Raw genomic sequence first — 18738 nt, 5'->3', positions numbered from 1 at the left:
CCAAACAAAAAGGCCCGCTCAGCGAGCGGGCCTTTGAAAATCACCTGAGTCGCGCCCTTATTCGGCTGCGACCTTCTTCGGCGTCACCGCTTCGGTGTACGCATTAATCAGCGTCGTGCAGGCCTTGGCCGGCTTGAACTTGAACTCGCCGACTTCCGAAACTGGGGTCAGTTCGGCTGCGGTACCGGTCAGGAAGCACTCGTCGTAGTTCGCGAGCTCTTCCGGCTTCATGTGCCGCTCGATGACCTTGTAGCCGTTCTCCTTGGCCAGCCCGATCACCGTCTGCCGGGTGATGCCGTTGAGGAAGCAATCCGGGGTCGGCGTGTGGATTTCGTCGCCCTTGACGAAGAACACGTTGGCGCCGGTCGCCTCGGCCACATAGCCGCGATAGTCGAGCATCAGCGCATCGGCATAGCCGTTGGCCATCGCCGCGTCCTTGGACAGCGTGCAGATCATATAGAGGCCGGCAGCCTTGGCCGAGGACGGGATCGTCTCCGGGCTCGGGCGCTTCCAGCGGCTCCATTCGAGGCGGATGCCTTTCAGCTTCTCTTCTACCGAGAAGTAGCTCGGCCACACCCATGAAGCGATCGCCAGGTGCACCTTGTTGTTGCGGCCGGGAACCGACAGTTCCTCGGAGCCACGCCAGGCCACCGGGCGAACATAAGCGTCAACCAGGCCGTTCTTCTCGAGCACCAGGCGCTTGGCCGCTTCGATCTCATCGACCGAATAGGGAATGGTGAAATCGAGCGTCTTGCCGCTCTGGATCAGCCGCTCGGTGTGCAGGCGCGACTTGAATATCTCGCCGCCATAGGCCCGCTCGCCTTCGAACACCGAGCTCGCATAGTGCAGCCCGTGCGTCAGCACGTGGATCTTGGCGTCCTTCCAGGGAACCATCTGACCATCGAACCAGATCCAGCCTTCGCGCTGGTCCATCGGCAAGCCTGCCATCTTCATCTCCCACTCGTCTGGTGCGGCCCTTGGGGTCCGCCGTGTTATTGCCTGTGATCCTGCCCCACCGGCTTGCTATTGGCAAACCGGAACGGCTTTGGGATAAGGCAAAGAGCTGTGTTTTCGATGGGGTGATGATGGCATCGGGCAAAATAAATGTCAACAAGGCTGACATAAATTTGGCGCAGGCCGACGATCCGGCCATGCCGCTCGACGTCATGGGTTTGTTTTTCTTTGCTTATCGGGACTTCGTTGGCGATGCTGATGCATTGCTTGAGCGACAGGGTTTCGGTCGCGCGCACCACCGGGTGCTCTATTTCGTCAATTTGAAGCCCGGCATGCCCGTCGCCGACCTGCTCGATATCCTCAAGATCACCAAGCAGAGTCTCGCCCGCGTGCTGCGCCAACTGGTCGACAACGGCTATGTCGAACAAAAAACCGGTGAAAGCGACCGCCGCCAGCGCCTGCTCTACGCCACCGAAAAAGGCCGCGCCTTGTTCGAAACCCTCTCCGCCACCCAAACCAGCCGCATCGAAGCCGCCATCGCCGCCCTCCCCCCGGAAGGCAAGCGCACCGTGCTCCGGTTCTTCGTCGGCATGGTGGAGCCGGATGACCGTGGATTGCTGGATCGGCTGAAGCTGACGGAAGAGCTTTAGCCCCCGACTAAGCTCCCGGCTGCCGGTACCCGACCGCTTGGGCACGTCCAAGGGCCGCCAAGGTCTCCTCGACCGTCAGCAACGGCGTCGTCTCGAACTCCGAACACGCACCGCCGCCCCCGATGGCGATGGCCACCGCCGCCATGGCGACGTTGTCGGGGGCTTCCCACAGGTTGTAGCCGTCATGTGGGCCGAACGCGTACCAGAATCCATGCAGCTTGCCGCCGACGGACTCGATGTACTTGCGCGCGGCCTCGCGGCGATCCTCGGGATTCTTGGTCAGCCGCGCCCAAGTTTCAGGCGTGTAGCTGAAGCGTGTCAGATAGAGTGCCATGGCTGAGCTCCTCCGCTCTTCCCCAAAACACCCCACCCTACAACCGTTGGCAGGCCGCGGGTATTGGCGAACTCAGCAGAGCCGCCGACCGTTCGGCACGCCACGCTCGACGGCCGCCAGCACGATCGCGCCGTTCTCGTCCTCGAACCCCAGCGTCAGCACTTCGCTGCGCACCGGGCCGATCTGGCGCGGCGGGAAGTTGACAACGGCCATGACCTGGCGGCCGACCAGCGTCTCCGGCGTGTAGTGCACCGTGATCTGCGCTGAGCTTTTCTTCACCCCTATCTCCTGACCGAAATCGATCAGCAGAATATAGGCGGGCTTCCTGGCCTCGGGGAAAACTCGGGCTTCGATAATCGTGCCGACGCGGATGTCGACCTGCTCGAACTCCGCATAGGTGATCTCAGCCATCAGTTCGCACCGACCTTATTGGGAGCCGAGGCGGCCGTCAGGCCCGCCCGAGCTCTTCTGATCGCTGGCGCGCCGCACGAACGGCGCGATCGAGCAGCGGCTCGAGCCCATCCGGCGCCATCAGCACCTGCAGCGCTGCGTAGGTAGTACCCTTGGGCGAGGTGACATTCTCGCGCAGCGTTCCGGCCGGTGTCGGATCGGCGTCCATGAGCGCTGCAGCGCCAGTCACGGTCGCCCGCGCCAGCTGCATCGCCTGCTCGTCGTCAAAACCCTGCCGGCGCGCCGCCGCGGCCAGGGCCTCAACCATATAGAATACGTAGGCCGGGCCCGACCCGGAGACGGCCGTAACGCCGTCGATCTTGGCTTCGTCGTCGAACCACATCACCTGCCCCGCCGCGCTCAGCAGCGCATCGGCGGTCAGCCGGTCCTCGTCGCTTATGGCGAGGCCAACTGCGCCGGTGATGCCGCGGCCGACCTGCGCCGGCGTATTCGGCATGGTGCGGATCACCCGGTCGGTCTGCAGTCCCTCGGACAGGCCGACCAGCGAAATCCCGGCCGCGATCGACAGCACCAGCGTATAGCTGCCCACCACCGGCTGGATCTCGGCCATCACCTCATAGATCACCTGCGGCTTGACCGCGATGACCAGCACATGGGTCAGGACGCCGATCGGGCTCGCCTGCAGGCGAACGCCGTGCTGCGCGGCAAACTGCGCTGCGTGCTCGGACGGCTGCGGATCGCACAATACCAACCGATCCGGCGGCAGCCCGCCGGCAATCCAGCCGCGGGCCAGCGCCAGGCCCATCTTGCCGGCCCCGACCAGAACGACGGGGCCGATATCTGATAAATTCAAGCTTCGCCTACCGTTTCGAACATGACCTGGCTGAGTGCCTCGGAGGCGCCCTTGCCAGCCCATATCACGAACTGGAACGCCTGATAGTAGAGATCGCAGCTGTCGGTAGCCGAGCGCAGCAGCGCCTCGCACTGCGCCGCGCTGACTTCCGCCCCGCCGGTCAACAGGTGCGAATTGCGGAACAGCACCACGCCTTCGTGGTTCCACATGTCGAAATGCCCAATCCACAGCTGCTCGTTGATCAGCGAGATCAGCTGCTTCACTTCCGTCCGGCGCGTATCCGGCACCTTCAGGTCGAACGCCGCCGCAATGTGCAGCGACTCGAGGTCTTCCATCCAGTTGAAGGAGACGTGGTAGTCGGCCCAGTTCCCGCGCACCGAAATCGAGATCTCATCGGCGTCCTGCCGCTCGAAGTTCCAATCGTTGATCGAAGCAATATGTTCGATAATGTCGACCGGATGCACCGTGCGGTCCGGTTCCAGTTCCAGAAGATGTGCCATTGGCTGAGCGTCCCATTGGGCGAAACGTATGAAGGCCGGCCGGTCATTCCCGGTCCTACGCGTTACTTGCAAAGAACTCGCACGCAGAAGGCCTACGAATCGTCCCTATGGAGGAACGCTACACTGGCGCCCCGATTCCGGGGATTGTGCCGCCAGAGCCATCCAAGGCTTTCTTCTGTGGATGATCCGGCTCGAAGGGTTAACAGGGTCTTAACTGCCCGAGTCTGTCCCCACCCGATTTGGCTGATTTTGGGACATCGCTGCTGGCGCGACTCGCGCTAGAATGCGCGGCCCGCATGACGAAGCTGTCATGTGCCGGAGTAGGCTCCGAAGCCTCAGAACAACCCGTCAGCTCCAGCCCATCCCGTCCGGATCGGCTCAGCCCATCTCGGGAACCCGTTGGCAATCGCCTGCTGGGCCGCTGCCTCGAAGTCATAGGCAACTGCGCGCAGCGCCGCCGACCACTTGCCGCCGTGCCGCTCGAGCACCGCATAGCGCGCGTCCGGCGCTCCGTAGTTGATCTGCAGCCCGACCGAACCCGGATTGACCACCATCCGCCCGTCTCGCAGCCGCACGACCCGCGACACGTGTGTGTGGCCGCACAGCAGCACGGGGAAATCGAGCCCGTTGGCCTTCGCCGTGACCTCGGCCTCGCCGGGCATGGTCACGGTGCGGTCGGTCCACCATGCGTCGAGCCACGGCTCTTCATCGCTCCGTGCCGTGCCGTGGCACATGAAAACCTCGCCCTCGATGTCCATCGTTGCCGGTAGGCTCTTTAGGTATTCGCGGTGGACAGGCTTCATCAGCTCGTCCGCGTAGACATCGACGGGCGCCCTCTTCCTGGAGCCGGGATCGACCATCCAGCGGTCGTGGTTGCCGACTACGGTCGGGTAGTTTCGCTCGATCAGCATGTCGCCGGTGCCGACCGGGTCCACCGGACCGGCCAGCAGGTCGCCGAGGTTGATGGTGACATCCACCCCGACCATGGCGATATCGGCTTCCACCGCCTCCAGCGCCGGACGGTTGCCGTGAATGTCGGAGATCACTGCGATTCTCATGCCACCACCGTCCCCAGCAATTGCGGCCTCGGAAAGACTAAAGCCCCAAAGACTACAGCCCCTTGGGGCTCGCCCACCCCCAGGTCAGCGCCTCGGCCCATTTGGGGTAGCCGCGATCCAGCGCCTGCTTTGCCGCCGCTGCGTGGTCATACGCAACCGCGCGCAACTCCGTATTCCACCCGCTGCGACGCTTCTCGACGATGGCGTAGCGCGCATCCGGCGAGCCGATCTCGAACGGCAGCCCGACACTCCCCGGGTTCACCACCAGCCGGCCATCGGCGAGGCGCAGGCTGCGCGGCACATGTGTATGCCCGCACAGCAGCACCTCGTGTTCGAAGCCATTGGCCTCGGCCTCGATGTAATCCTTCGTCAGCAGCGACGATATTCCGCCCACCATGCCGTCCATGAACGAGGCGTTGTCGTCGCGCGGCGTGCCGTGGCAAAGGAACACGTCCTGCTCGAACACCCGCGTCGCCGGCACGGCAGCGAGCCACGCGTGCTGCCGCTCGTCCAGCATGCCGCGCACCAGCGCGTCGATGTGCCAATCCTTCTCGCGACCGTCGGTGATGTAACGGTCGTGATTGCCGCGCACGGAGGGCATATCTAGCTCGATGAACCGATCGGCCACACCGGTCGGATCGCTAGGGCCGCTGAGGAAATCGCCCAGCGCCACGGTCGCCTCGACGTTCTGCCGGGCGATATCGTCCAGCACGGCATCCAGCGCTTCGAGGTTGCCGTGGACGTCGGAAAGAACCGCGATCCTCACTTCGACTTGAGGCTCTCGACTGCCGCCTTCAGATCCTTGATCTCGGTGCTCTGGGCCTGCACCAGTTCGCGCAGCGCGTCGTAATCCTCGCGCTTGACCAGGTCCATGTCGGCCACCAGCCGCTCGAGCTGCGATTTCACGGCCGTCTCGATCTCGCGGCGCACCCCGTCGGCGACGCCGGCGGCGTTGTTCATCAGCTTGCCCAGCTCGTCGAATATCTTGCCACCCTGGGTCATCGTGTATCCTCGCCTTCACGGTTTTCAGCTCGATATCTAGGCTGCCGCCCGCGCCTTGACCAGAGCATGGCGGAGGCTAAAAGGTCTCAGCCTGTCCACAGGAGCCGCGGCGCGTGCCCTTCCCCAATATCGATCCCATCGCCTTCGCCATCGGACCAGTCGTCGTCCGCTGGTATGCGCTGGCCTATCTCGTCGGCGTCCTAGGTGGCGCGGCCTACGCCACTACGCTGCTGCGCCGGCATGGCCTGTGGAAGGACAACCGCCCGCCCTTCGAGCCGGCCGCGATCTGGGATTTCGCCTTCTGGGCCGTCATCGGCATCATCATCGGCGGCCGCATCGGCTACGTGCTGTTCTACAACCTGAGCTTTTACGCCGCGAACCCGGGCGAGATCATCGCGCTATGGGACGGAGGCATGAGCTTCCACGGCGGCCTCGTCGGCATCATGCTGGCCATGGCGCTGTTCGTCCGTTCGAAGGGCGGCAACATCCTCTCCGGCATGGACCTGCTCGGCGCCATCGGCACCATCGGGCTGTTCCTCGGCCGCGTCGCCAACTTCATCAATGCCGAACTCTACGGCGCCCCGACCACCTTGCCCTGGGCCGTGGTGTTCCCCACCGATCCGGAGCAGCTGCCGCGCCACCCGAGCCAGCTCTACGAAGCCCTCCTCGAGGGCGTGCTGCTGTTCATCGTCATCCGCGTCGCCACCAACCATCTCGGCGCACTGAAGAAACCCGGCCTCGTCGCCGGCATCTTCGGCATCGGCTATGCGCTCAGCCGCATCTTCGTCGAATTCTTCCGCCTGCCCGACGCGCAGATCGGCTACCTCTATGGCGGCTGGCTCACCATGGGCATGGTGCTAAGCCTCCCTATCCTCGTCGCCGGCATCGCCCTCATCATCTACGCCATGAGGCCCGCCCGTGGCTGATACCCGCTCCCTCGGCAAAATCATCGACATGCAGCTGAGCCAGACCGGCCCGATGTCGCTCGCCACCTACATGAGCCTGGCGCTGACCCATCCGCGCTCCGGCTACTACACCGGCACCGATCCGCTGGGCGCCAAAGGCGACTTCATCACCGCTCCCGAGATCAGCCAGATGTTCGGCGAGCTGGTCGGCTTCTTCATCGTCAATCTCTGGCAGCAGCTCGACCAGCCGCGCAGCTTCACCCTGCTCGAACTCGGCCCCGGCCGCGGCACCCTGATGCAGGACGCGCTGCGCGTTGCCGCTAAGGCCGAGGGCTTCCTCGATGCCTGCCACCTGCAGCTGTTCGAAACTAACCCCGCGCTGAAGGCCCAGCAGGCCGAACGGCTGGGGCAATACAACCCGTACTGGGCCGATGAGGTCGATGCGGTGGCGGACGACCCGATCTTCGTCGTCGCCAACGAGTTCTTCGATGCCCTGCCGATCCGCCAGTTCGTCAAGGCGCCCGATGGCTGGCACGAACGCCAGATCGGCCTCCGCGACGGCAAGCGCGCTTTCGGCCTCAACCCTACGCCGATTCCGGATTCCGCCATGCCGCCCGAGCTTGCCTCGGCCCAGCTCGGCGAAACCTACGAAGTCAGCCTCGCCGCCGCCGACATTATGCAAAAGCTCGGCAAGCGCATCGGCGCACAGAAGGGCGCCCTGCTCGCCATCGACTACGGCTACGCGGCGACGCAGACCGGCGAGACCCTGCAGGCCGTCCGCAACCACGCCTTCGCCGATCCGCTCGATGCACCGGGCGAGATCGACCTCAGTGCCCATGTCGATTTCGGCGCCCTCGGCAAGGTCGCGACCGATCTCGGCCTCACTGTTGAAAAGCTGTCCACCCAGCGCGATTTCCTCGGCGGCCTAGGCATCGTCGAACGCGCCACAGCGCTGGTGAAATCCAATCCCAATCAGGTCGACGCCATCGCCGCGGCCCTGCGCCGCCTTGTCGACAGCACCGAGATGGGCACCCTGTTCAAGGTGTTCTGCGCCCATTCCGGCAACATCGAGCCTATCGGTTTTCCGCAATGAGCATGCCCTTCGAAACCAGCCGCGCCCTCGAGCGCATCCCCGGCATCCGTCACGGCTTCTTCGGCCGCCGCGGCGGCCTCTCGACCGGCGAGTTCTCCTCGCTCAACGTGTCGCTCTCGGCAGGCGACAAGTTGAATCACGTGATGGAGAACCGCGCCCAGATCGCTGGTATCCTTGGCTTTTCACTGAGCCAGCTGGTGACACTGAAGCAGGTCCACTCGGTCACCGTGCTAGAAGTCACCCGCCAGCCCAACCCTGACGACATCCCCGAGGCCGACGCCTTCGTCACCCGCGTCCACGGCCTGGCGCTCGGCATCCTCACCGCCGACTGCACGCCGATCCTGTTCGCGGATCCCGAGGCCCGCGTCATCGGCGCGGCGCATGCCGGGTGGAAGGGCGCCACCGGCGGCATCGCCGAGGCTACGGTCGCTGCCATGGTCGATCTCGGCGCCCGCCCCGATCGTATCGTCGCCGCCATCGGCCCCACCATCTCGGCCAAGAACTACGAAGTCGGCCCCGACTTCACCGCCGACCTGCTGCGCGATCACCGCGACGCCGAGAACCGCATCACCAAGCCGAACGGCGGCCGCGAGCATTTCGACCTCCCCGGCTTCGTCTTTGACCACCTGATTGCCGCCGGCGTAGGCCTTGTCGACGACCTCGGCATCTGCACCTACGCGGAGCCCAAGAAGTACTTCTCTCACCGCTATGCGACGCACAAGGCGATCACCACCGGCCGCCAGCTCAGCGTCATCGGCCTGGGCGGGCTCTGAGCAAGATTCCTTCACCGATCCGTCACAAGGCGCATTGCGCCCCGCCGCGACCCAAGCTAAAGACCCGCGCATCAGGAGCCGGCAACTCCCCGGACCGGCCCGATCCCGGAGCGCGCTCGTGAAACTTGTCACCGGCAATTCCAACCGCGCGCTTGCCGAAGCCGTCGCGAGCTATCTTGAAGTCCCGCTGACCGATTGCACGGTCAAGCGCTTCAACGACAAAGAGATCTTCGTCGAAATCCACGAGAACGTCCGCGGCGAGGATGTCTTCATCCTGCAGTCGACCTCGTATCCGGCCAACGACAACCTGATGGAGCTGCTGATCCTGTCGGACGCGCTCCGCCGCTCCTCGGCCCGCCGCATCACCGCAGTGATTCCCTATTTCGGCTATGCCCGGCAGGACCGTAAGTCCGCCTCGCGCACCCCGATCTCCGCCAAGCTGGTCGCCAACCTGATCACCGAAGCGGGCGTCAACCGCGTGGTGACGCTTGACCTCCACGCCGCGCAGATCCAGGGCTTCTTCGATATCCCGACCGACAACCTCTATGGCGCGCCCGTCATGGTCCGCGACATCCAGGAGCGCTACACCAACGGCAACGTCATGATCGTCTCGCCCGACGTCGGCGGCGTGGCCCGCGCCCGCGCTACCGCGCAGCGCATCGGCGCCGACCTCGCCATCGTCGACAAGCGCCGCCCCAAGGCCGGCGTCTCGGAAGTCATGAACATCATCGGTGACGTCGCCGGCCACGCCTGCATCCTCATCGACGACATCGTCGATTCCGGCGGCACCCTGGTGAACGCCGCCGAGGCCCTGCTGAAAGCAGGCGCCACCGAAGTTTCGGCCTACATCACCCACGGCGTACTATCGGATGGCGCCGCCGAGCGCATCGCCAAGAGCAAGCTGAAGGAGCTGGTTATCACCGACTCGATCATCGCCACCGACGCCGCCAAGGCCGCCAAGAACATCCGCATCATCTCCATCGCCCCGCTGATGGGCGAGGCGATCGCCCGCACCGCCAGCGAGCAGAGCGTCTCGAGCTTGCTGGACTGACGTGTCGAAGCGCCCGACGGCCGTGGGCCTCGGGGTTTCCTGTCAATCTTGCCGCTTCTGGATGAGCGGCATGGGCGGGACTTCGTCCCTGTGCCGGTCGTCCGGCAAACTGTACAAAGGTTGGGACTCTCGTCCCGCCCATTGCGAACGGTCTTTTGGCCCGATGGTGCGCAAAGCGGACGCTTCCACCAAACCCTGGCCAGGACGCCTCCCAACCAGCCCGAACCCTCCCCGCGACGCCGCGTAGCGCCTCGCATCGGTGAGGTGGATGCAGATTACCACCGGAGATTCGCGCGGGGATAAGTCGGGGCAAGCGCCATATCGTCCACGCGCCAGCATCCAGTTCGCGACAGGTTCGTTCCAATCACGAACTTAATGTCGCCGCCGGGGAAATATTTCGGCTCCCCCGGTGTTAGTCAGCTGAGGGCTTTTCGGAGGAGATGCAAAATGAAGCTCACTCTGTTGCTCGTGGTTGGAGCCGCGCTCTGTCTGGGACCGGCTCTCGCCGATGACCACCTCGTTCAGGCCACCAGGTCCGGCGGATTGGTGTTCGACGCAGCCAACGACGTGATCATGAACAAGAAGGGCCACGTCATCCCGGATACGGCGCCCGGCCAGGGCAGCCCCTTCATCGGCGAGCACCAATGCACCCCGGCCACCGCCACTTCGGCCGCGCAGGACCACGCCCACGTCAAGGCAAAGGGTGCCGACGACGTAGCGGACTGCGCCGAAGAGGAGTAGCCGCCACCTTCCTGGAGCTCTCCCCACCGGGAGACGGCTCTGTGAGACAACGTCCCACCGCCCATCTCCCTTGGCCAAGGGAGATGGGCGCCAAGCGTGCTGTTTCTCCCCTTGGTTGCCCTCTACATGTCGAAATCGGCCCCCCTCGTCCGACATTGCCCTGAAGGGCTATGCTGCCGACCGAGGAGACACCGATGCGCTACATGCTGATGCTCTACGCCGACGAGAAAGCCGGCGCCCAGATCCCGCCCGACCAGATGCAGAAGGCAATGGAGACGCTCTACGCCTATCAGGAGGCGCTGACCAAGGCCGGCGCCTTCGTCATGACCGCCCCCCTCGCCCGCACCCACGACGCCAAGACCCTGCGCATGGAGGGCGGCGATGCTACCTTCCACGAGGACGCCAAGGGCGCCGCCTTCGTCAACGACACCGGCGAACTGAAGGTTCATGACGGCCCCTATGCAGAGACCCGCGAACAGTTCGGCGGCTTCTACATCATCGAGGCGGCAAACATGGACGAAGCCCTCGCCTGGGCCAGGAAGTGCCCCGCAGCGCAGTGGGGGCCGGTCGAAGTCCGCGCCATGATTCCGGGCTTCTGAAAGCCATCGCCTTTTTTCGTCCGCGATTTGTAGAAGTTTTGTCGCCCCCTCCGTCATTGTCGTGCCGGGCGCGGTGTCCGGCACGAAACAGGAGACGAAAATGAAGTACATGCTGCTCATCCACGGCGACGAAACGCAGATGAATGCGGCCACGCCCGTCGACGACACCGGCATGAGCGCCGACTACGCTGCGTTCAACGAGGCGATGATCAAGGCCGGCGTCATGGTCGGTGGCGAGCGCCTGCGGCCAACCAGCGCCACCACCTCGATCCGCGTCCGCGACAAGAAGGCGGTTGTCCTCGCCGGGCCCTATGCCGAGACGCAGGAGCAGCTGGGCGGCTACTACCTGATCGATGTCCCCGACCTGGACCAGGCGATCGAGTGGGCCCAGAAATGTCCGGCCGCGCAGTTCGGCACCATCGAGGTCCGCCCGATCTGGCCGACGCGAGGCGCATGATCTGACAAAATCGGCTCGTCCCTGAAGTTTTTTCGGGGACGAGTCGAAATGGCCGGACCAGGCCCGTCATTGTTGCATCGGGGCACGGTGTCCCGACGTGACAAACGGAGAAAACCGATGAAGATCAAGCTGACCACCGTGTATGTCGACGACCAGGAGAAGGCGCTGCGCTTCTACACCGACGTGCTGGGCTTCACCCCCAAGGCCGACTTCGGCAACAGCGGCTTCCGCTGGCTGACCGTTGTTTCGCCCGATGACAAGGACGGCACCGAACTGCAGCTGGCGCTCAACAGCAACCCCGCCGCCAAGGCCTTCCAGCAGGCAATGTTCGAGCAGAGCCAGCCTGCCGTGATGTTCTACACCAGCGACGTGAAGGCCGATTACGAGCGGATCAAGGCCAAGGGCGGCAACTTCGCCATGCCCCCGACCGATGTCACCGCATCGACCATCGCCCAGATCAAGGACACTTGCGGCAACCTGCTGCAGATCACCCAGTTGAAGTGGTAAGCGGTCCGACAAGAAGGAGAACCACCATGGCAACCAAGCAGAGCACCGCCAAGCGCACCGACGCCGCCGCCGACAGTTTCACCGCCGAAGAAAAGGCCGCCATGAAGGAGCGCGCCAAGGAGCTGAAGCGCAACGCCAGCGCAGCCGAAGACGAGCAGGCCGTGGTGGAGAAGATTGCCGCGATGCCGGACGCCGATCGGGTCATGGCCGAGCGCATCCACGCCCTCGTCAAGGCCACCGCGCCGCATCTCACGGCCAAGCTCTGGTACGGCATGCCGGCCTACTACAAGGACGGCAAGAGCATCTGCTTCTTCCAGGATGCCAACAAGTTCAAGGCACGCTACGCCACCTTCGGCTTCAACGAGGCGGCGAAACTCGACGACGGCAGCATGTGGCCCACCAGCTACGCGCTGCTGAAGCTCACCGCGGCCGACGAAAAGCGGATCGCCGATCTCGTGAAACAGGCGGCAAGCTGAGGAACCCGGCCATGCGCTACATGATGCTGATCCACCACGACGAGGTCGCGCTCGCCAACGCTCCGCAGAAGGAGCTCTGGGCCGACTACGCCGCCTTCAACGAGGCGCTCGCCAAGGCGGGCGGCGGCATGAGCGCCGGGGAGCGGCTGCAGCCGGCCTCGGCGGCGACCACCGTGCGCTCGTCCGACGAAAAGACCGACGTGCTCGACGGCCCCTATGCCGATACCAAGGAGCAGTTGGCCGGCTACTTCATGATCGACGTCGCGGACCTCGATGAAGCCATCCGCTGGGCCAAGCGCTGCCCGAGTTCCCGGTACGGCTCGATCGAGATCCGTCCCCTCGCCCCGGAATACCCGAGGCCCGACCTGAGCCTGCGGCGCCAGGACTCGTAGCATGCGACATGAGGGTAACGAGGCGGCCCGCGCAGCCGAGCGGGTCGCCCGCGAAAGCTACGGCCGCCTCGTCGCCTTCCTCGCGGCCCGCACCCGCGACGTAGCGGGTGCCGAAGACGCGCTGGCCGAGGCCTTTGCCGCCGCGCTGCGCATGTGGCCCGCCGAGGGCGTGCCGCTCAATCCCGATGCCTGGCTGCTGACGGTCGCCCGCCGGCGCCAGACCGATGCGCTGCGCCGCCGCACCACGCGGCACGCGGGCGAGGAGCATCTGAAAATGATGGCCGATGAAATCGAAGCCGCCGCAGAAACCCCCGACGAGATCCCGGACCGCCGCCTCGCGCTGATGTTCGCCTGCGCCCATCCGGCGATCGAGCGGGGTATGCGGGCCCCGCTGATCCTGCAGACCATTCTCGGCCTCACCGCCATCGACATCGCCGCGGCCTTCCTGATCCCGCCCGCCACCATGGGCCAGCGCCTGGTGCGCGCCAAAACCCGCATCAAGGACGCCGGCATCCCGTTCGGCATTCCCGACAAGGAGGAACTGCCCGAGCGCCTCGATGCGGTGCTCGACGCCATCTACGCCGCCTACTCGAAGGGCTGGGCCGAGATCGGCGACAGTGCGTCCGCCCAACTCGCCGACGAGGCGATCTGGCTCGGCCGGCTGGTCGTGTCGCTGTTGCCCGAACAGCCCGAGGCCAAGGGTATGCTTGCGCTGATGCTCTACACCGAGGCCCGCCGCGCCGCCCGGCGCTCGCCCGGCGGCGCTTACGTGCCGCTCGAGGAACAGGACACAAGCCTCTGGGACGACTCGCTGATCGGCCTCGCCGAAGCGCTATTGCGGTCTGCAAATGCCGGTGGCCCCTCCGGACGCTACCAGATCGAGGCCGCCATCCAGTCCGCCCATGTCGCCCGCCGTAACCTGGGCGCTAACACATGGCCCGCCATCCTCGCGCTCTACGATCACTTGCTCGCGCTCAGCGCCTCGCCGGTCGTGGCGCTCAACCGAGCCATGGCCATCGCCGAACTCGAAGGTCCCGACGCCGCGCTGGCCGCCATCGAGCCGCTCGGCACCGACAAGCGCATGGCCGACTACCAGCCCTACTGGGCCGCCCGCGGCCACCTCATGTCCAGTGCCGGCCGCAAACCCGAGGCCCGCGAGGCGCTCACCCTCGCCCTGGGCCTCACCACCGACACAGCCGTGAGGCATTACCTGCAGGGCCGGCTGGCGGCGCTAGCGGACGGCTGATCGACCTATCGGTGACCGCCTTCTTCCCTTGTGGGAGAAGGTAACCGGCTTCCGCGACGGCGCTACTTGCCCGAAACCCGCATTTCCCCTATACGCACCGCCCATGAAGCACCCGTCACCCCTGGAGGACGGGTGCGTGAGCTTTGACTTCTCAGAGTTCACACCAACCCATGAATGGATCATTCAATGGCTACTGCTGCTACGGAGCTCAAGGCTCAGGCGCGGAGCGGGGTGGGCAAGGGGGCCGCTCGTGCACTGCGTCGTGAGGGGCTCATCCCTGCTGTCATCTATGGCGACAAGAAGCCCCCGCTTCCGATCACCATCTCCTACAACGAAGCCATGAAGCGCATTTACGCCGGTGGTTTCCTCTCCCACATCGTCACCCTCGACGTTGATGGCGAGAAGCACCGCGTCATTCCGCGCGACTACCAGCTCGATCCCGTCAAGGACAAGGCGCTGCACGTCGACTTCCTGCGCGTCGGCAAGGGCACCAAGCTCAATGTCCAGGTGCACGTGAAGTTCATCAACGATGAACTGTCGCCCGGCATCAAGCGCGGTGGTGTGCTGAACATCGTCCACCACACGCTCGACCTGACCGTCGACGCCGACCACATCCCCGAGGAGATCGTCGTCGATCTCACCGGCATGGATGTCGGCGACAGCGTCCACATCTCGTCGATCAAGCTGCCGGCCGGCGCCACCGACCACAGCCATGAAGACGACCTGACGATCGCCACCATCGTCGCTCCGTCGGGCCTCAAGGCCGAGGAAGCCGAGGAAGGTGCCGCCGAGGGCGAAGCCGCTCCGGCCGCCAATGGCGAAGCCAAAGAGTAAGCACTTCGGGAGCGGGCTTGATGTCCGCTCCCACCCTGCCCTGCTGCCTGGAAGTTAGCCGATGCATCTCATCGTCGGCCTCGGCAATCCCGGGGACAAATACCGCAACAATCGCCACAATATCGGTTTCCTCGCGGTCGACGCCATCGCGCGCCGCCACGGCTTCCCGGGCTTCCGCGAGAAGTTCCAGGGATTGATCTCCGAAGGCACCATCGATGGCGAAAAGGTGCTGCTGCTGAAGCCGCAGACCTACATGAATTCCTCCGGCGACAGCGTCCAGAAGGCTGCCACCTTCTACAAGCTCGGGCCATCAGACATCTCTGTCCTCTACGACGAGATCGACCTCGCCCCGGGCAAGACCCGCATCAAGATCGGCGGCGGCAATGGCGGCCACAATGGCCTGCGCTCGATCGACCCGCAGATCGGGCTGGGCTACCGCCGCATCCGCCTCGGCGTCGGCCACCCGGGCCACAAGGATCTGGTGATGCCGCACGTGCTCGGCGACTTCTCCAAGGCCGAGCAGCAGGCTTGGCTGATCCCCCTTCTCGACGCCGTGGCCGACAACGCGGCGATGATCGTCAAGGGCGACGATAACGGCCTGATGAACAAGCTTGCCATCGCCACCCAGGGCGACGGCGCCGACCGCGCCCAGCGCCCCGAAACCGCCGACCCGACCCGCAAGAAGGCCCCGGCCCAGAGCCACATCCGAGCCGCCCGGCCGAGTGAGCCGCAGGCCAAGGTACCGGAGACCGGACCGATGGCCGACATGCTGAAGAAGCTGTTCGGGAAGGACTAGTGCGTGGAGCTCCCACGCACACCAAACCAATTGACTTCCGCGCCTCTTCAACCGATGTGAAGCGCAACAATTGGCGCGGTCGCTTTCGCGCCTCCAATGACGAATTCCGGAGACTGTCATGGGTTTCAAGATGGGCATCGTCGGCCTGCCCAATGTGGGCAAGTCGACGCTCTTCAATGCGCTGACCCGCACCGCCAACGCCCAGGCCGCGAACTTCCCGTTCTGCACCATCGAGCCGAACACCGGCGAGGTGGCAGTGCCTGACGCGCGCCTCGACAAGCTCGCGACGATCGGCAAGTCGATCAACATCCTGCCGGCCAAGATGAGCTTCGTCGACATCGCCGGGCTGGTGAAGGGCGCATCGAAGGGCGAAGGCCTCGGCAACCAGTTCCTCGCCAATATCCGCGAGTGCGACGCCATCGCCTATGTGCTGCGCTGCTTCGAGGATGGCAACATCATCCACGTCGCCAACAAGGTTGACCCGCTCGCCGACGCCGAAGTGGTCGAGACCGAGCTGATGCTCGCCGACCTCGAAAGCCTCGAGAAGCGCCGCGCCGGCGTCGAGAAGAAGGCCAAGGGCGGCGACAAGGAAGCCAAGGCGACGCTCGATCTGATCGACCGCTCGCTGGTGCTGCTGCGCGACGGCAAGTCGGCGCGCCTGGTGCAGCGTTCCGCCGAGGAAGAGAAGGCCTTCACCGAGCTGCAACTCCTCACGTCCAAGCCTGCGCTCTACGTCTGCAACGTCGATGAGGCCTCGGCTGCCACCGGCAACGCCATGACCAAGCAGGTCGAGGAATACGCCAAGCAGCATAACGCCGCCGTCATCGTCATCTCCGCCGAGATCGAGAGCCAGCTCGCGCAGCTTCCCGATGCCGAGCAGGCCGAGTATCTCGAGAGCCTCGGACTGCACGAGCCCGGCCTCAATCGCCTGATCAGGGAAGCCTACCAACTGCTTGGTTTGCAGACCTATTTCACCGTTGGCCCGAAAGAGACGCGCGCCTGGACCATCCACAAGGGCGACCGCGCCCCGCAGGCCGCCGGCGTCATCCACACCGATTTCGAGCGCGGCTTTATCCGCGCCCAGACCATCGGCTACGAAGACTTCGTCACGCTGGGCGGTGAAGTCGCCGCCAAGGAAGCCGGCAAGGCGCGGGACGAAGGCAAGGAATATGTCGTCAAGGACGGCGACGTGATGTTGTTCAAGTTCAATACCTAAGCGATTTCAGCACTTTAACTCATAACCCCTGAGCTGTGTCATGCTCGAACAGATCTTCGGCTCCTGGTGGCCGATGGTGTCGTCCTATTTCGCGGGCCCGCTGGCGCTTGCCGCCGGCACCGTCAGCCCCTTCACCATCGTCCCGACGGTCGGCTTCGCGCTTCTGGTGCTTGGGGTGATCGTCGCCGTTCTCTGGCGCGAGAAGCAGGCCGTGTGGGTGATCGGGCCGGTCATCGCTTCTGCGCTGACCCCGGTGATCCTCGCCATCGCCAACATCCTCGGCGGCTGGTTCGTGGTGATCTTCGCGCTGGTCATCGGCGCCGTAGGCCTGCTGCTCTGGATCGGCGTGATTTCCGCCGACGCCACCCGACGCCTTCCGGTCTGGCTGCTCGGCCTGTTCGCGGTGAACTTCGTCATCTATTGCACCGTCGTCAGCGTGGCGATCATCTGGGGCCTGGCGTAAGGGAGCACCCGAGATCTCAGATCGCTACAAGAGCTTTGCCGAACTGGCAGCCTCCGAGACGGAGGGCGTCAGCTACGCCATCCGTCTGATCGATCGCGACTCGCCAGTCACCGTCATCGCTCCACCATCCGCCGCGCCGGGGTCCAGCTCGAACTGCCACGCGAACTGCGTGACCGCCTGAGCGCCGACAGTGCTGCGCTCGCGTCATTTTCGGCCGCCGTGGGCCGCGCGATCGAGGCACACCTCCCCGCCATCGGGTGATCGGTCTTCGATCCTATGCCGCCGCAGCCGCCCTCGCCTCGAGCTTGCACCCCGGCTGACGATTGACGTATACGTCAACCCGCGATGAACCCAGTCACGATCGACCGCCGCCATTTCGAGGATCTCGTCGTCGGCGAGACCATCAATCTCGGCTCGACCCTCGTGACCAAGGAGATGATCATCTCCTTTGCCCGCGAGTTCGATCCGTTTCCGTTCCACCTCGATGAAGAAGCCGCCAAGCGGTCGCTGCTCGGCGGGCTCGCCTCCTCCGGGTGGCAGACCGCGGCACTGACCCTGCGCCTGCTCGGTGACAATTTCCTCAGCAAGATCGCCTCGGCCGGCGGACTCGGTTTCTCCGACCTCAAGTGGAAGAAGCCGGTGATGAAGGGCGACACCATCTGGGCCACGGCCACCGTCGCCGAGCTCCGCCGCTCCCGCCACCACCCGCAATGGGGCATCGTCGCCATCGACCTCGACGTGAAGAACCAGAAGGGGCAGCCGGTGATGACCATGCGCCTCGCCAACCTGGTCGAGTCGCGCGACCCCGAGGAAGGCACCCAGGCCCAGCCCGAGCAGCCTTATGACGTCGAACACGGTGGACCTGCATGACCCGCTGGTTCGAAGACATCACCATCGACGAGCCGTTCCCGCTCGGCAGCCACACCTTCACCGAAGCCGAGATCCTGAGCTTCGGCCGCGAGTACGATCCGCAGTACTTCCATCTCGATCCGGCCGCCGCCGCGCATAGCCATTTCGGTGGCGTCATCGCCTCGGGCTGGCACACGGTCCTTGTGGGGCACCGCAAGATGGTCGATGCGCTCGATGCCGAGGAAGTCCGCCTGCGCGATCTCGGCCAGGAACCGGGCGTTTCCGGCCCCTCCCCCGGCGTCAACAAGATGGAATTCAAGTCGCCCGTTCGCCCTGGCGACACCGTCACCTACACGCTCACCGTCACCGGCAAGCGGGCGTCCAACTCGATTCCGGGCTGGGGCCTGTTGTTCAACAGCCTCGATGCGGTGAACCAGCGCGGCGAAAAAGTCTACCATGCCGAACTGGTCGGCTTCTCCAAGCTCCGCGACTACAAAATGCCGCCACACTTACGGGTTCTTGAGGCGTTGACCAAAATCCCCGGATTGGGGAAGTTGCTGACCCAACGGAGTTGAGTC

The 18738-nt window shown here is 64.8% G+C and carries 26 protein-coding genes; 18 read left to right on the top strand and 8 right to left on the bottom strand.

Going from position 1 to position 18738, the window contains the following annotated elements; genetic code table 11:
* Positions 1–57: 57 nt before the first annotated feature.
* Positions 58–948, bottom strand: a complete 891-nt coding sequence (locus tag AC1DV8_RS04255) for a branched-chain amino acid aminotransferase (protein ID WP_477156592.1) — start codon at positions 946–948, stop codon at positions 58–60.
* Positions 949–989: 41 nt separating this feature from the next.
* On the opposite strand from AC1DV8_RS04255, the gene AC1DV8_RS04250 reads away from it, so the two are divergent.
* A complete protein-coding gene (locus tag AC1DV8_RS04250; RefSeq protein WP_477156591.1) occupies positions 990–1604 on the top strand; it encodes a MarR family winged helix-turn-helix transcriptional regulator in 615 nt (204 codons plus the stop codon).
* Between the two features lie 7 nt (positions 1605–1611).
* Here AC1DV8_RS04250 and AC1DV8_RS04245 read toward each other — a convergent pair whose 3' ends face one another.
* The 7 genes from AC1DV8_RS04245 to AC1DV8_RS04215 form a co-directional block, all read right to left on the bottom strand.
* Complete coding sequence (locus tag AC1DV8_RS04245) at positions 1612–1938, bottom strand: GYD domain-containing protein (RefSeq protein WP_477148809.1); 327 nt, start codon at positions 1936–1938, stop codon at positions 1612–1614.
* 72 nt (positions 1939–2010) lie between these two features.
* On the bottom strand, positions 2011–2352 hold the full coding sequence (locus AC1DV8_RS04240) for a tRNA-binding protein (RefSeq protein ID WP_477149060.1): 342 nt from the start codon (positions 2350–2352) through the stop codon (positions 2011–2013).
* Between the two features lie 34 nt (positions 2353–2386).
* Complete coding sequence (gene proC / locus AC1DV8_RS04235; RefSeq protein WP_477148808.1) at positions 2387–3202, bottom strand: pyrroline-5-carboxylate reductase; 816 nt, start codon at positions 3200–3202, stop codon at positions 2387–2389.
* The gene (locus AC1DV8_RS04230) at positions 3199–3702 is read right to left on the bottom strand and encodes a type III secretion system chaperone family protein (protein ID WP_477148807.1); all 504 of its coding nucleotides are present in this window, start codon (positions 3700–3702) and stop codon (positions 3199–3201) included. The genes proC and AC1DV8_RS04230 overlap by 4 nt, the downstream gene beginning before the upstream one ends.
* Before the next feature lie 335 nt (positions 3703–4037).
* On the bottom strand, positions 4038–4760 hold the full coding sequence (locus AC1DV8_RS04225; RefSeq protein ID WP_477156590.1) for a metallophosphoesterase family protein: 723 nt from the start codon (positions 4758–4760) through the stop codon (positions 4038–4040).
* Positions 4761–4812: 52 nt separating this feature from the next.
* Complete coding sequence (locus tag AC1DV8_RS04220; protein ID WP_477156589.1) at positions 4813–5526, bottom strand: metallophosphoesterase family protein; 714 nt, start codon at positions 5524–5526, stop codon at positions 4813–4815.
* On the bottom strand, positions 5523–5762 hold the full coding sequence (locus AC1DV8_RS04215; RefSeq protein ID WP_477148804.1) for an accessory factor UbiK family protein: 240 nt from the start codon (positions 5760–5762) through the stop codon (positions 5523–5525). The genes AC1DV8_RS04220 and AC1DV8_RS04215 overlap by 4 nt, the downstream gene beginning before the upstream one ends.
* A gap of 113 nt (positions 5763–5875) precedes the next feature.
* Between AC1DV8_RS04215 and lgt the strand changes: the two genes are divergently transcribed.
* The 17 genes from lgt to AC1DV8_RS04130 all read left to right on the top strand — a co-directional run bounded on the left by lgt (position 5876) and on the right by AC1DV8_RS04130 (position 18735).
* A complete protein-coding gene (lgt, locus tag AC1DV8_RS04210) occupies positions 5876–6688 on the top strand; it encodes a prolipoprotein diacylglyceryl transferase (protein WP_477156588.1) in 813 nt (270 codons plus the stop codon).
* Positions 6681–7760, top strand: a complete 1080-nt coding sequence (locus AC1DV8_RS04205) for a class I SAM-dependent methyltransferase (protein WP_477156587.1) — start codon at positions 6681–6683, stop codon at positions 7758–7760. The genes lgt and AC1DV8_RS04205 overlap by 8 nt, the downstream gene beginning before the upstream one ends.
* On the top strand, positions 7757–8533 hold the full coding sequence (pgeF, locus tag AC1DV8_RS04200) for a peptidoglycan editing factor PgeF (RefSeq protein ID WP_477156586.1): 777 nt from the start codon (positions 7757–7759) through the stop codon (positions 8531–8533). The genes AC1DV8_RS04205 and pgeF overlap by 4 nt, the downstream gene beginning before the upstream one ends.
* Positions 8534–8651: 118 nt before the next feature.
* The gene (locus AC1DV8_RS04195) at positions 8652–9584 is read left to right on the top strand and encodes a ribose-phosphate pyrophosphokinase (protein WP_477148800.1); all 933 of its coding nucleotides are present in this window, start codon (positions 8652–8654) and stop codon (positions 9582–9584) included.
* 447 nt (positions 9585–10031) lie between these two features.
* Positions 10032–10325 carry a hypothetical protein gene (locus AC1DV8_RS04190; RefSeq protein ID WP_477148799.1) on the top strand — a complete coding sequence of 98 codons (294 nt, stop codon included), beginning with the start codon at positions 10032–10034 and terminating at the stop codon, positions 10323–10325.
* A 194-nt stretch (positions 10326–10519) separates the two neighbouring features.
* Positions 10520–10924 carry a YciI family protein gene (locus AC1DV8_RS04185; RefSeq protein WP_477156585.1) on the top strand — a complete coding sequence of 135 codons (405 nt, stop codon included), beginning with the start codon at positions 10520–10522 and terminating at the stop codon, positions 10922–10924.
* A gap of 100 nt (positions 10925–11024) precedes the next feature.
* A complete protein-coding gene (locus tag AC1DV8_RS04180; protein WP_477148797.1) occupies positions 11025–11381 on the top strand; it encodes a YciI family protein in 357 nt (118 codons plus the stop codon).
* Positions 11382–11498: 117 nt separating this feature from the next.
* A complete protein-coding gene (locus tag AC1DV8_RS04175; protein WP_477156584.1) occupies positions 11499–11888 on the top strand; it encodes a VOC family protein in 390 nt (129 codons plus the stop codon).
* Between the two features lie 26 nt (positions 11889–11914).
* Positions 11915–12364 carry an iron chaperone gene (locus AC1DV8_RS04170; RefSeq protein WP_477148795.1) on the top strand — a complete coding sequence of 150 codons (450 nt, stop codon included), beginning with the start codon at positions 11915–11917 and terminating at the stop codon, positions 12362–12364.
* A gap of 11 nt (positions 12365–12375) precedes the next feature.
* Positions 12376–12756, top strand: coding sequence for a YciI family protein (locus AC1DV8_RS04165; RefSeq protein ID WP_477156583.1), 381 nt, complete (start codon positions 12376–12378; stop codon positions 12754–12756).
* Between the two features lies 1 nt (position 12757).
* On the top strand, positions 12758–14002 hold the full coding sequence (locus AC1DV8_RS04160) for an RNA polymerase sigma factor (RefSeq protein ID WP_477156582.1): 1245 nt from the start codon (positions 12758–12760) through the stop codon (positions 14000–14002).
* Positions 14003–14188: 186 nt separating this feature from the next.
* Positions 14189–14836, top strand: a complete 648-nt coding sequence (locus tag AC1DV8_RS04155) for a 50S ribosomal protein L25/general stress protein Ctc (protein WP_477148792.1) — start codon at positions 14189–14191, stop codon at positions 14834–14836.
* A gap of 61 nt (positions 14837–14897) precedes the next feature.
* On the top strand, positions 14898–15632 hold the full coding sequence (gene pth, locus AC1DV8_RS04150; RefSeq protein WP_477148791.1) for an aminoacyl-tRNA hydrolase: 735 nt from the start codon (positions 14898–14900) through the stop codon (positions 15630–15632).
* Positions 15633–15750: 118 nt separating this feature from the next.
* Complete coding sequence (ychF, locus tag AC1DV8_RS04145) at positions 15751–16848, top strand: redox-regulated ATPase YchF (RefSeq protein WP_477148790.1); 1098 nt, start codon at positions 15751–15753, stop codon at positions 16846–16848.
* 40 nt (positions 16849–16888) lie between these two features.
* Positions 16889–17311: a hypothetical protein gene (locus tag AC1DV8_RS04140; RefSeq protein ID WP_477148789.1), complete on the top strand. Its 423-nt coding sequence runs from the start codon at positions 16889–16891 to the stop codon at positions 17309–17311.
* Positions 17312–17656: 345 nt separating this feature from the next.
* Positions 17657–18181 carry a MaoC family dehydratase gene (locus AC1DV8_RS04135; RefSeq protein ID WP_477148788.1) on the top strand — a complete coding sequence of 175 codons (525 nt, stop codon included), beginning with the start codon at positions 17657–17659 and terminating at the stop codon, positions 18179–18181.
* Positions 18178–18735 (top strand): MaoC/PaaZ C-terminal domain-containing protein, encoded by a 558-nt coding sequence (locus AC1DV8_RS04130; protein WP_477148787.1) that lies wholly within the window; start codon positions 18178–18180, stop codon positions 18733–18735. Before AC1DV8_RS04135 ends, AC1DV8_RS04130 begins: the two co-directional genes overlap by 4 nt.
* Positions 18736–18738: the final 3 nt, after the last annotated feature.

It is taken from the genome of Devosia sp. P3_B2, from assembly GCF_056402875.1.
This window is presented reverse-complemented; position numbering and strand designations above follow the sequence as displayed.

Excerpts from the sequence above, each read along its gene's own strand:
- AC1DV8_RS04255 (WP_477156592.1), bottom strand. The coding sequence starts at position 948 with ATGGCAGGCTTGCCGATGGACCAGCGCGAAGGCTGGATCTGGTTCGAT.
- AC1DV8_RS04245 (WP_477148809.1), bottom strand. The coding sequence starts at position 1,938 with ATGGCACTCTATCTGACACGCTTCAGCTACACGCCTGAAACTTGGGCG.
- AC1DV8_RS04230 (WP_477148807.1), bottom strand. The coding sequence starts at position 3,702 with ATGGCACATCTTCTGGAACTGGAACCGGACCGCACGGTGCATCCGGTC.
- AC1DV8_RS04225 (WP_477156590.1), bottom strand. The coding sequence starts at position 4,760 with ATGAGAATCGCAGTGATCTCCGACATTCACGGCAACCGTCCGGCGCTG.
- AC1DV8_RS04215 (WP_477148804.1), bottom strand. The coding sequence starts at position 5,762 with ATGACCCAGGGTGGCAAGATATTCGACGAGCTGGGCAAGCTGATGAAC.
- pgeF (WP_477156586.1), top strand. The coding sequence starts at position 7,757 with ATGAGCATGCCCTTCGAAACCAGCCGCGCCCTCGAGCGCATCCCCGGC.
- AC1DV8_RS04190 (WP_477148799.1), top strand. The coding sequence starts at position 10,032 with ATGAAGCTCACTCTGTTGCTCGTGGTTGGAGCCGCGCTCTGTCTGGGA.
- AC1DV8_RS04185 (WP_477156585.1), top strand. The coding sequence starts at position 10,520 with ATGCGCTACATGCTGATGCTCTACGCCGACGAGAAAGCCGGCGCCCAG.
- AC1DV8_RS04180 (WP_477148797.1), top strand. The coding sequence starts at position 11,025 with ATGAAGTACATGCTGCTCATCCACGGCGACGAAACGCAGATGAATGCG.
- AC1DV8_RS04175 (WP_477156584.1), top strand. The coding sequence starts at position 11,499 with ATGAAGATCAAGCTGACCACCGTGTATGTCGACGACCAGGAGAAGGCG.
- AC1DV8_RS04170 (WP_477148795.1), top strand. The coding sequence starts at position 11,915 with ATGGCAACCAAGCAGAGCACCGCCAAGCGCACCGACGCCGCCGCCGAC.
- AC1DV8_RS04165 (WP_477156583.1), top strand. The coding sequence starts at position 12,376 with ATGCGCTACATGATGCTGATCCACCACGACGAGGTCGCGCTCGCCAAC.
- AC1DV8_RS04160 (WP_477156582.1), top strand. The coding sequence starts at position 12,758 with ATGCGACATGAGGGTAACGAGGCGGCCCGCGCAGCCGAGCGGGTCGCC.
- AC1DV8_RS04155 (WP_477148792.1), top strand. The coding sequence starts at position 14,189 with ATGGCTACTGCTGCTACGGAGCTCAAGGCTCAGGCGCGGAGCGGGGTG.
- pth (WP_477148791.1), top strand. The coding sequence starts at position 14,898 with ATGCATCTCATCGTCGGCCTCGGCAATCCCGGGGACAAATACCGCAAC.
- ychF (WP_477148790.1), top strand. The coding sequence starts at position 15,751 with ATGGGTTTCAAGATGGGCATCGTCGGCCTGCCCAATGTGGGCAAGTCG.
- AC1DV8_RS04140 (WP_477148789.1), top strand. The coding sequence starts at position 16,889 with ATGCTCGAACAGATCTTCGGCTCCTGGTGGCCGATGGTGTCGTCCTAT.
- AC1DV8_RS04135 (WP_477148788.1), top strand. The coding sequence starts at position 17,657 with ATGAACCCAGTCACGATCGACCGCCGCCATTTCGAGGATCTCGTCGTC.
- AC1DV8_RS04130 (WP_477148787.1), top strand. The coding sequence starts at position 18,178 with ATGACCCGCTGGTTCGAAGACATCACCATCGACGAGCCGTTCCCGCTC.